Source organism: Staphylococcus sp. ACRSN (assembly GCF_022346615.1).
Taxonomy (GTDB): domain Bacteria; phylum Bacillota; class Bacilli; order Staphylococcales; family Staphylococcaceae; genus Staphylococcus.
In genome coordinates this window covers 21,207-32,785 of the sequence record NZ_JAKRNS010000018.1, presented here as the reverse complement: position 1 = coordinate 32,785, position 11,579 = coordinate 21,207, and the positions used below count along the sequence as shown (strand labels likewise).

The window sequence follows — 11,579 nt, the reverse complement described above, 5'->3', positions numbered from 1 at the left end:
ATTATATAACTTATAGCATTAATCTAAATTCTCAAAACATTTTATAATTAATTAATGTTTGGCAAGTTGTTTTGTGGTTGCTAAATTTTAAAATTTCTCATTTCTAATTATCTGTATGTTTCCAATAATGTTTAATAGTAATCACTTACTTTTGAATATCGTAAATAATAACAGTTATTTAATTTTGAAAAATCTAATTGATAAGACTTTTCAATTAGGATATAATAAAACCTATTATAAGGAGGATAAAGTGATGAAGAAAATTATGTTTGTGGTGTTAAGCCTTGCTATGATATTGGCAGCATGTGGTTCGAATTCAAATGATCAAAGTAATAAAAATCAAAAAACAGTGAAAATAAAGCAATCTTATGAATTTAAGGATAAGAATAAAGAGCATAATCGTGGGAAAATGAAAACTGAAACAACAAAAGTACCTGTTAATCCTAAACGTGTAGTAGTTATGGATTATGGTGCGCTAGATGTTATGAAGTCATTGAAATTACAGAATAAAATAGTTGCAATTGCTAAAGGCCAAGGCGCTGCATTTTTACCAAAAAGTTTAAGCGAATTTAAGAATAAAAAATATAAGAATTTAGGTAACCCTGGTCAACCTAATTATGATGAACTTGCTAAAGCTAAACCTGATGTTATATTCGCTTCTTTTAGACAAGCACATACAAAAACTTTAGATGAAATGAAGAAAGCCGCACCTAATGCTAAAATTGTATTTGTCAGTCCAGATAACGATAATTACATAAAATCTATTAAACACAACACAAAAAATATCGGTAAAATATTTAATAAAGAACAACAAACGGATAAATTGATTTCAAAATTAGATAATAAAGTTAAATCAACTAAACAAAGTATTAACGATGAACGCGTATTATTTTTAAATGTTGATGATAAAGGTATTAAAGCTTTTGCTGACAGTGGCAGATTCGGCGGTTTCTTGAATAAAGATTTAGGTATTCATCACGCAGATTCAAAAATGAAAGCTAACTCAAGTGGTATTTTAGTTTCGAATGAGTATCTTGAGAAGTTAAATCCAGATAAAATTTTCGTTATCGATAGAACGAAAAACTTGAAACAAGATAAACATCATGTTCCTCAAGCCTTGAATAATCCGGTGATTAAAAATGTGAAAGCCATTAAACAAAATGATGTTACCCCTTTTGAATCCAATGCTTGGTTCTTTGGTGAAGGTGGTATTAATCTAACAATTGAACAATTAAATAATATACAAAAAGCATACAAAGATAAATAATTAAAGGAATCAAAAAAAGTTCGATAAGCACAAAATACTGTAGCTTATCGAACTTTTTATATACTAATGTTTTCTGAATTTTTTATAATCTTCTAAATGCTCTTCTGGTATTCCCCCACGTTTCGCAATCGCTTTTTGCATTTTCTTTTCTTTACGTTTACGTCGAAAATTACGTGTAAAATACCAAATCAAGAAACTAATAATCAAACTAACAATGGCTAGAAATGCCGCATAACCTAACAATGGTTCATAAGTAATATCTTCAAAATTAGGAATTAAAAATGCAGCAACACCTAAGGCTATAAATGTGATGATAGCTGGCGCAAACCATTTGTTTAATGCAAGATTACAAAATAAAGTTAATACTATCATAGCAACAATTGTAATCCATAAAAAATTAGGCATATCCAATATTGTCATTGGGAGCACTCCTCAGTTTAAATTTCAAAATCTATTTATATATAAGTATACTACATCAAGGTACTAAGCTGTTCAGTCTACAGCAGTATGATTTAATATTAAAATATTCATATTATTAGGTCAATAATAGTATATAATAATTTTTCATTGTCAAATGTATAAATCTTTGGGTTGTATTTGATTGACTAAATTAATGTATAATAAGCAATATGTAATAATTCGTATTAATCAAGGAGTGGTATTATGGGTAAAACATTACCTTTTAGAAATGAAGTTCCTACAAATGAAACATGGGACACTAAGCATTTGTTTGTATCGGATCAACAGTTTTTCGAAACAATTGAACAAACCTTAACAAAAGCTAAGTCATTTAATCACAAATACAGTAAACGTTTAACAGATATTGATTTAGTTGAAACGGCACTTGATGAATATTCTGATTTACTTATAACTATAGACAAAATGGCTAATTTTGCTGAATTAAGATTAAGTGTTGATACCACAGATTCAGCTGAACAAACACTTAGCTCAAAATTTTCTACTAATTATGGAAAAATTGCTAGTGAACTTGCATTTGTTGAATCAGAAATATTGGAGCTTAATGGTGTTCAGTTAGAAAATTTAATTGCAAATTCCAAATATCCACACTATTTAACAAAATTGAAGGATAAACATCGTTATCAATTAGCTCCTGAAGTTGAAAAAGCGTTAGCTAGTCTTTCCCCTACATTAGATGGAGCTTATGAATTATATGGTATTACTAAAATGTTAGATATTGATTTTGAATCATTTGAACATAATGGACAAAATTATCCATTAGATTATACGACATTTGAAAATGAATATGAAGATAATCCAAATGAATTATTTAGAATGAAAAGTTTTAAACATTTTAGCGATGCATTGAAAAAATATCAACATACTACTGCAGCTACCTATAATATGAAGGTTCAACAAGAAAAAATTGAATCAGATTTACGAGGTTATGATTCGGTTATAGATTACTTGTTACAAGAACAAGAAGTTACCCGAGAGATGTTTGACCGACAAATTGATGTAATAATGAGCGATTTAGCCCCTATCATGCAAAAATATGCAAAATTAATCAAACGCGTTCATGGTTTAGAAGTTATGAAATTTGAAGATTTAAAAGTTTCTATTGATCCTGAATTTGAGCCGGAGATTTCTATTGATGATTCTAAACGATATATATATGGCGCCTTAAATGTTTTAGGTCAAGATTATCTATCTATGGTTGAAACTGCATATCATGATAGATGGATTGATTTCGCTCAAAATAAAGGTAAAGAAACTGGTGCTTATTGTGCTAGTCCATATGCTTCTCATTCATATGTATTTATTTCTTGGACTGGTAAAATGGCAGAAACATTTGTTTTAGCTCATGAATTAGGACATGCCGGTCACTTCACATTGGCACAACAAAATCAAAATTACTTGGAATCTGAAGCGTCGATGTATTTTGTAGAAGCCCCTTCTACAATGAATGAAATGCTAATGGCTAATTACTTGTTTGAACATAGTAATGATCCGAGATTTAAGCGTTGGGTTATTGGTTCTATTGTTTCTAGAACATACTATCATAATATGGTGACTCATTTATTAGAAGCAGCATATCAACGTGAAGTTTATAACCGTGTTGATGCAGGTGAATCGCTTACTGCACCACGATTAAATGAAATTATGCGTGATGTTTACAGTCAATTTTTCGGAGATAGTGTGAAATTGACTGAAGGCGCTGAACTTACTTGGATGAGACAACCACATTATTATATGGGATTGTATTCTTATACTTATTCTGCAGGTTTAACAATTGGAACAGTAATGTCTCAACGTATCAAACAAGAAGGACAAATTGCTGTAGATGATTGGTTAGCTACATTAAGTGCTGGTGGTAGTAAAACGCCTACTGAACTAGCAAGTTTAGCAGGTATTGATATTACTACAGACCAACCTTTGAAAGCGACAATTCAATATATTGGAAAATTAGTTAACGAATTAGAACAACTTACTGATGAAATTGAAGCAACAAATAAATAAAATAATAAAGCCGAGTACACTAATATGTACTCGGCTTTATTATTTTATTTATAGGGTTATTTATTATAGGATTCATATCTGTTTCCAGTTATAAAAAAGTAAATGTTCTCTGCAACATTACAAATATGATCACCGATACGTTCTAAATGTCGTGCAGCAAGATGAGCTTGTCCCGACACAAAAGGATCATTATCAATTAAATACGTTGTATTGACGATATTTTTATATAAATCATCTATATCGTCATCGCGTTCAATGATTTCTTTTATTAAAGTTATATCATTGCTTTTAGCAGCATCATCTAAATCTTTAAGCATTAAAAGTGCTAATTTTCCCATCGTATTTAAGCGAGTTAAAACGTAATTATCGATAATTTTGGCACGTAATCTAATTTCCGCAATACTTGCAGCATTGTCGCCAATACGTTCCAAATCGGAAGCTATTTTCAATGAGGCCATCATTAATCTCAAGTCAGAAGCGATTGGCTGTTGTTTCGAAATCAGCATGATGACCTTTTCATTGATATTTGACTCTTGTTGATTTATCTCTTTATCTTTTTCGATAATCTGACGGGCATAATTTCTATCTTCTACACTTAAAGAAGTTAATGCAAATTCAATATGACGATACACTTGTATGCCTAAACGACGTAAATCTTTTATAAGGTCCTCGAGTTGACCTTCATATCTATGTCTAATTACAGCCATAGGCAATTAACCGAATCGACCAGAGATATAATCTTCAGTTTGTTTATCTGAAGGATTCGAGAAGATTTTATCTGTGTCGTCATATTCGTTTACATAACCATTTAAGAAGAAAGCAGTTTTATCTGAAACACGTGCTGCTTGTTGCATATTATGAGTAACAATAATAATTGAATATTTTTCTTTTAATTCTTGTACGAGTTCTTCAACTTTTAATGTAGATATTGGATCTAATGCAGATGTTGGCTCATCCATTAAGATAACATCAGGTTCAATTGCTAGCGTTCTGGCAATACACACACGTTGTTGTTGACCACCGGATAAACTGTAAGCATTTGTATCTAAACGATCTTTAAGTTCATCCCAAATAGCAGCGCCACGCAATGATTTTTCAACAATTTCATCAAGTACCTTTTTATTTTTGATGCCGTGAATTTTCGGACCATATGTGATGTTATCATATATTGATTTTGGAAATGGATTTGGTTGCTGGAACACCATTCCGACATTTGTTCTTAACTTTTCAACAGAATACTTATCGTCAAAAATATTCTGTTCTCTATACATGATTTTACCTGCAGTTTTAACAGAAGGTACGAGTTCAACCATTCTATTTAACGTTTTAATATAAGTTGATTTACCACAACCTGAAGGCCCAATAATAGCTGTCACATTGTTTTCTAAAATATCCAAATTAATATTCTTTAGTGCATGATTTTCACCATACCATAAGTCTAAATTTTTAGTAGAATAAACAATTTTCTTTTCATTATCTGGAATTTTAATTTCTTTCTTTTCAGCTTCAATGGTAGTTACAGGTGTTGCATCGTTATCTGTATGTGCTTCAAGCTCTGATTTTTCAGTAATAATATTGCTTTTAGTCATAATTAAAAACTCCTTTAGATTAAGAGACTATTTGCGTTAATAAATACTTTCGCAAATTTCCCATTTAAGTCTCATATTAATTTATATAATCAATTAGTATTTTTTACTGTATTTATTTCTTAAGAATATAGCAATTGCGTTCATTAATAATAAAATAATTAGTAATACGATTATGCCGGCAGATGCTACATTTTGGAATTCATCTTGAGGTAACTTAGCCCAGTTATAAATAGCCATTGGAAGTGCTTGGAATTGATCAAATACACTTGATGGTAAATTCAATAAAACGGTTGGGATACCAATTAAGATTAATGGTGCTGTTTCGCCTAGAGCACGTGAAAGCGCAAGGATAAAACCAGTTAGTATACCTGGTATCGCTGCTGGTAATACCACTCGACGAATTGTTTGCCATTTATTTCCACCTAATCCATAAGAAGCTTCTCTTACTGAATTTGGTACTGCTCTAATTGCTTCTTGGCTAGCAACGATAATAACAGGTAAGATTAATAGTGACATCGTTAGTGCTGCAGCTAAGACAGAATTACTTAAAGCCAATGCTTCAATCCCCATACCTCTTACAAAAATTGTTAGGCCCAGTAAACCGAATACAACTGAAGGCACACCTGCTAAGTTTGAAATACAAACTTTAACAAAATTTGTAAAAGCATTGTCTTTTGCATATTCTTCTAAATAGATTGCTGTTCCAACACCCAATACTATAGCGATTGGAATAATTGTAATCATTAACCAAACTGTACCAATTAATGCACCTTTCACCCCTGCCATTGAGGGTGTAGATGATGAAAAATTAGTGAAAAATGAAGGTGTTAAATGACCTGCACCTTTAATTAATGTATCTATTAATAGAACGGCTAATACTAATAGTCCAATCATAGTACATCCAAAGAATGCCCATTTATTAATTTTGTTTGTTGTTAATCGACCAGATAATTTCTTTTCAACGGTCTTTTGGTTAACTAATGGTTTTGAATTATTGTTCACCTGTTCCATATTAATACTCCTCTCTAAAGCGTTTCGTTATCCATTGAGAAACTAGATTCATCACAAGTGTGAACAAGAATAGTGTGAAACCTACTGCGTAGATACTGTAATAAATATCAGAACCAAATGTTGCATCTCCTGTTGCTACTTGAACGATATATCCAGTCATTGTTTGAATGGAACCAGTTAATTCTAATGTAGAATTCGGTGTACTTCCGGCAGCAAGTGAAACGATCATTGTCTCACCGATAGCACGTGAAACAGCTAATACGATAGAAGCCATAATACCAGATGTTGCTGCAGGCAACACAACTTTAGTTGCTACTTCAAATTTCGTTGCACCTAAACCTAACGCACCTTCTCGCATTTTGCTTGGTACTGAAGACATTGCATCTTCACTCATACTAGAAATTAACGGAATAATCATTACGCCGACAACTATTCCTGGACTAATTGAGTTGAAACTTCCTAACTCTGGGAATATTGATCTTAATAATGGTGTTACAAAGGTTAATGCAAAGAAACCAAATACAATTGTTGGAATGCCTGATAATATTTCTAAAATTGGTTTGATAATTTTCTTAGAACGTTGTGAAGCATATTCACTCAAGTATAATGCTGCACCTAGTCCAATAGGAACTGCAACCAATGTAGCGATAAACGTTATTTTTAAAGTACCTAAGATTAATGCCCAAATACCAAATTTTGGATCAGATGAGAATGGATTCCAATCTTTTGTAAATAAAAAATCTGCTATTGGTACACGTGTGAAGAATGTAATTGTTTCGGTTAATAAAGTTACGATAATGCCAATTGTAGTGAGTATTGAAAATAATGCTATGATTCCCAGAATAATTGGAACTAATTTATTACTAAGTCCCTTGTTTTTCGCATTATTTTTTGCAATCATCTCACTTACTGAAAGGTTCTGATTCGACATAAAATTCCCTTCTTTCTATTAAACTCCCAAAATATGAATAAAGGTTGGGATGTTCACATCTACAATCTAGCTACGATTAATTCACATTAAAGCCCACTAGAATATAATAGATGTATTGAACGAGGATATGGATAGACAAAGTAAATGTTTTTCACCTTGTCCCCCCTAATCCAGAATCCCAACCTTTAAATATGTGTTAATACTTATTTGTCTTCTTTTTTGCTATCTTCTTTCTTATCGCTTTCTTTACCAATGATGTCGTCTAATTTTGATTTTTGTTCTTTATAATCTTTCTTAGGTAAAGCTACGAATCCTGCTTTTTCAGCAGATGAACCTTTGTCGTTGATGACAAATTTCATGAATTCTTGGAATCCTTTATTGTCTTTTAATTTTTTCTCATTTGTATAAATGTATAATGGTCTACTTAAAGCGTATGAACCATCTTGGATCGTTTTCTTAGTTGGTTCTGTTAATTTTCCATTGTCATCTTTGATTTTAACTTCTTTTAACTTATCTTTGTTTTGTTGATAGAAGTTATAACCGAAGTAACCGACACCTTGTTTATTTTTTTCTACAGATGAAACGATTACGTTTGTATCAGCATTTTTCTCTGCTTTGATATCACCTTTATCCATGATTTCTTCTGTAAAGAAGTCATAAGTTCCGTGTGATTGGTCAGGTGAAAATGATTTGATTTCTTTATCTGGCCATTTAGAATTAACATCTTTCCATGTTTTTGCTTTTCCAGAATAAATTTCTTTTAATTGTTCTTTTGTTAATTCGTTAACAAAGTCATTTTCTTTATTTACTGCAATTGTCACACCATCTTGTGCAATTTTGAATTCATCATATTTAATGCCTTTATCTTCTAATTTTTTCTTTTCTTCATCTTTAATTGGTCTTGATGCATTTGAAAAATCAGTGCTTCCCGAAATGAATTTTTCAAATCCTCCACCAGTTCCAGCTGTACCGTTTGATACAGTTACATCTTGATTATCTTTCGCAAATTTTTCATTTAATTTTTCAATGATAGGGCCTACTGTTGAAGAACCATCGCCTTTTACTTCTCCACTACCTTTACCTTCGCCTGAACCGCTATTTCCGCCACAAGCGCCTAATAAAAGTGAAGCACCAACTACTGTAGTACCAACTAACTGCCAATTTTTCATTGAAACATCCTCCTAATAAATAAATAACCCATATGTGTTTTATATGTAGTTCTTACACTGCCTATATTACACACTCTTTATTAATTGCAAATGGATTTAATGTAAAAGATATGTTAAGAAATTATTGAATCTATTTACAAAGTTTATAAATGTAATATTTCTAATATTGAAAACCGACTGAAATGTTGGTATAAAGCCATTTTTTCATAATAGATAAATAATTTATGATTACAATTAAGTCTGAAATTGAAACATTTGCTTATAAAAAAAGAAGATAGCTACGCTTTCGGTAGCTATCTTCTGATATATTTGTTTGGACTAATTTGATTTTGGTTTATTTTTTTATTTAATTAATAGAAGATTTTAGCTATCTAACCTGCTCCAACCTTTTTTAGTTAATGTGATTTTACCAGTTTCAATTGTAATAATTTTTTGTTTGTAAAGGTGTCCGATGGCGCGTTTAAAAGCTCCTTTACTCATGTTAAATACTTCTTTAATTGCGTCTGGGCTAGATTTATCCCAAAACGGTAGTTCGCCGTCATATTCTACTAATAAGTCAACGATATGTTGGCCGTCATCATCTAATCGTTCGTGTGCAAGAGGTAAAAATGAGCCGTTTAATTCACCGTTCTCGTTGTGACCAATAATTCTAACTTCGACATTTTCACCTAATCTTGGTTCTGCTTTTCTTTCTGATTCATGGACAAATATCTTATGTCCTTCTTTAGATAATAAAAAACTACCAATACGTAATAAACGATATGGTCTTGCTTCTATTACTTTATTTTGCATTGATTCATCATGAACTGGTGTATACATCTTTTCAACAATAGTTTCAGATGCTAAACGTGCAAACATGTTCTTTTCTCTATCTATTCTTAATGTAACGAGTAATTCATCACCTTGTGTCGGCCAGACAGTTTTAACTTTAGGTAAATCTTCCCAAGGAACTAACACTTCACGCGGTAAACCAACGTCAACGTGAGCTCCATCTCTGTCTGTTTTTAATACTTTTACAAAATCATATTTATCCGTAGTAATGTCTGGCATGTTCTGTGTTGCAAATAAATCTCCTGATCTATTTGGATAAATGAAGAAGCTATATTCTTCCCCTATTTCTAATTCGTCATCATCTTGAATTTCAGATTGATTGAGTTTTACTTCTTCGTTGTTAGGTCCTTTTAATTTATAAGTAGATCCTTCTAAACCAATTACCTCTAAAAACTCAATTGAGCCTACAATATCTTTTTCTTCTCTGGCCATACTTTTCTCCTTCGTACATAAATTTATTCTATATTATTATAACACGCATAGAAGAAACAAGCATTACTACATCGAGAATGGTCGAAAGTCCTAGTTAATTGTGTTATAATTTGTCCGGTAGATTAACGAATAAAGGAGTAAATACATGTTACAAGTTACTGATGTAAGTTTACGATTTGGTGATCGTAAATTATTTGAAGATGTAAATATTAAATTTACAGATGGCAATTGTTATGGATTAATCGGCGCAAATGGTGCTGGGAAATCCACTTTTTTAAAGATTTTATCTGGTGAGTTAGATGCTCAAACGGGACATGTATCTTTAGGGAAAAATGAACGTTTAGCAATTTTGAAACAGGATCATTTCGCATATGAAAATGAACGTGTACTAGATGTAGTGATTAAAGGACATGATCGTTTATATGAAGTAATGAAAGAAAAAGACGAAATCTATATGAAACCAGATTTCAGTGATGAAGATGGTATACGTGCAGCAGAATTAGAAGGCGAGTTTGCTGAAATGGATGGCTGGAATGCTGAAGCTGATGCGGGAACTTTGTTATCAGGTTTAGGTATCTCAGCAGATTTACAAGATAAAAACATGTCTGAATTAGAAAATAATCAGAAAGTAAAAGTATTATTAGCTCAGAGCCTATTTGGTCAACCTGATGTCCTTTTACTAGATGAGCCTACAAATGGTCTGGATATTCCTGCGATTAGTTGGTTGGAAGATTTCTTAATCAATTTTGAAAATACAGTTATTGTAGTATCTCATGATAGACACTTTTTAAATAATGTATGTACTCATATTGCAGATTTAGATTATGGAAAAATTAAAGTTTACGTTGGTAACTATGATTTTTGGTATCAATCAAGCGAATTAGCTATGAAGATGGCTCAAGATCAAAATAAGAAAAAAGAAGAAAAAATCAAAGAATTACAAGACTTTGTTGCTCGTTTTTCTGCGAACGCATCAAAATCAAAACAAGCAACAAGCCGTAAGAAACAATTAGAAAAAATTGAATTAGATGATATCCAACCATCTTCTCGTCGTTATCCGTTCGTTAATTTTACGCCTGAGCGTGAAATTGGTAATGATTTATTGTTAGTTGAAAATGTTTCAAAAACAATAGATGGTGTGAAGGTACTTGATAATATTTCATTCACGATGGATCCAAATGACAAAGCTGTATTAATTGGTGATAGTGAATTTGCAAAAACAACTTTACTAAAAATATTAGCCGGTGAAATGGAACCAGATGAAGGTACAATTAGATGGGGTGTTACGACTTCTCGTAGTTACCTACCTAAAGATAATTCTGATTACTTCGAAGGCGTAAGTACAAACCTAGTTGATTGGTTGCGTCAATATGCGCCAGAGGACGAACAAACGGAAACATTTTTACGTGGTTTCCTTGGACGTATGTTGTTTAGCGGTGATGAAGTTAAGAAGAAAGCTGATGTTTTATCTGGTGGAGAAAAAGTACGTTGTATGTTAAGTAAAATGATGCTATCAAGCGCTAACGTATTGCTATTAGATGAACCAACAAACCACTTAGACTTAGAAAGTATTACAGCAGTCAATGATGGTTTGAAATCATTTAAAGGTTCAATTATCTTTACTTCTTATGACTTTGAATTTATCAATACGATTGCGAATCGTGTAATAGATTTAAATCCTGAAGGATCAGTATCTAAAGAGATTCCATATGAGGAATATTTAAAAGAAACTGGTGTTTTAAATAAATAATATATTTATACTTAGCAATGTTATCCAATGCAGATTTATGTATTGGATAACATTGCTTTTTCTTTACATATAACTGCCCTACTAAGTTTTGTAAGCTAATTATTTCCAAAAAAGAAAGTTG

General features: G+C 31.6%; 10 protein-coding genes. 3 read left to right on the top strand and 7 right to left on the bottom strand.

Features of this window, described 5'->3' with window-relative positions; translation table 11 throughout:
- Nucleotides 1-253 precede the first annotated feature (253 nt).
- Nucleotides 254-1,267 carry a siderophore ABC transporter substrate-binding protein gene (locus tag MHZ36_RS13520; RefSeq protein ID WP_239232229.1) on the top strand — a complete coding sequence of 338 codons (1,014 nt, stop codon included), beginning with the start codon at nt 254-256 and terminating at the stop codon, nt 1,265-1,267.
- Between the two features lie 63 nt (nt 1,268-1,330).
- Here the strand turns inward: MHZ36_RS13520 and MHZ36_RS13515 are convergent, their stop codons facing one another.
- Nucleotides 1,331-1,687: a hypothetical protein gene (locus tag MHZ36_RS13515; RefSeq protein ID WP_239232228.1), complete on the bottom strand. Its 357-nt coding sequence runs from the start codon at nt 1,685-1,687 to the stop codon at nt 1,331-1,333.
- A gap of 243 nt (nt 1,688-1,930) precedes the next feature.
- On the opposite strand from MHZ36_RS13515, the gene pepF reads away from it, so the two are divergent.
- Nucleotides 1,931-3,745: an oligoendopeptidase F gene (gene pepF, locus MHZ36_RS13510; protein ID WP_239232227.1), complete on the top strand. Its 1,815-nt coding sequence runs from the start codon at nt 1,931-1,933 to the stop codon at nt 3,743-3,745.
- A 56-nt stretch (nt 3,746-3,801) separates the two neighbouring features.
- Here the strand turns inward: pepF and phoU are convergent, their stop codons facing one another.
- The 6 genes from phoU to cvfB all read right to left on the bottom strand — a co-directional run bounded on the left by phoU (nt 3,802) and on the right by cvfB (nt 9,708).
- Complete coding sequence (phoU, locus tag MHZ36_RS13505) at nt 3,802-4,452, bottom strand: phosphate signaling complex protein PhoU (protein ID WP_239232226.1); 651 nt, start codon at nt 4,450-4,452, stop codon at nt 3,802-3,804.
- A 6-nt stretch (nt 4,453-4,458) separates the two neighbouring features.
- The gene (gene pstB / locus MHZ36_RS13500; RefSeq protein ID WP_239232225.1) at nt 4,459-5,334 is read right to left on the bottom strand and encodes a phosphate ABC transporter ATP-binding protein PstB; all 876 of its coding nucleotides are present in this window, start codon (nt 5,332-5,334) and stop codon (nt 4,459-4,461) included.
- A gap of 93 nt (nt 5,335-5,427) precedes the next feature.
- On the bottom strand, nt 5,428-6,345 hold the full coding sequence (pstA, locus tag MHZ36_RS13495) for a phosphate ABC transporter permease PstA (RefSeq protein ID WP_239232224.1): 918 nt from the start codon (nt 6,343-6,345) through the stop codon (nt 5,428-5,430).
- Nucleotide 6,346: 1 nt separating this feature from the next.
- Nucleotides 6,347-7,276, bottom strand: coding sequence for a phosphate ABC transporter permease subunit PstC (gene pstC, locus MHZ36_RS13490; RefSeq protein WP_239232223.1), 930 nt, complete (start codon nt 7,274-7,276; stop codon nt 6,347-6,349).
- A gap of 203 nt (nt 7,277-7,479) precedes the next feature.
- Nucleotides 7,480-8,445 carry a PstS family phosphate ABC transporter substrate-binding protein gene (locus MHZ36_RS13485; protein WP_239232222.1) on the bottom strand — a complete coding sequence of 322 codons (966 nt, stop codon included), beginning with the start codon at nt 8,443-8,445 and terminating at the stop codon, nt 7,480-7,482.
- 363 nt (nt 8,446-8,808) lie between these two features.
- Nucleotides 8,809-9,708 (bottom strand): RNA-binding virulence regulatory protein CvfB, encoded by a 900-nt coding sequence (gene cvfB, locus MHZ36_RS13480; RefSeq protein ID WP_239232221.1) that lies wholly within the window; start codon nt 9,706-9,708, stop codon nt 8,809-8,811.
- Between the two features lie 145 nt (nt 9,709-9,853).
- Here cvfB and MHZ36_RS13475 point away from each other — a divergent pair, with 145 nt between their 5' ends.
- Nucleotides 9,854-11,458 (top strand): ABC-F family ATP-binding cassette domain-containing protein, encoded by a 1,605-nt coding sequence (locus tag MHZ36_RS13475; protein ID WP_239232220.1) that lies wholly within the window; start codon nt 9,854-9,856, stop codon nt 11,456-11,458.
- Nucleotides 11,459-11,579 lie beyond the last annotated feature (121 nt).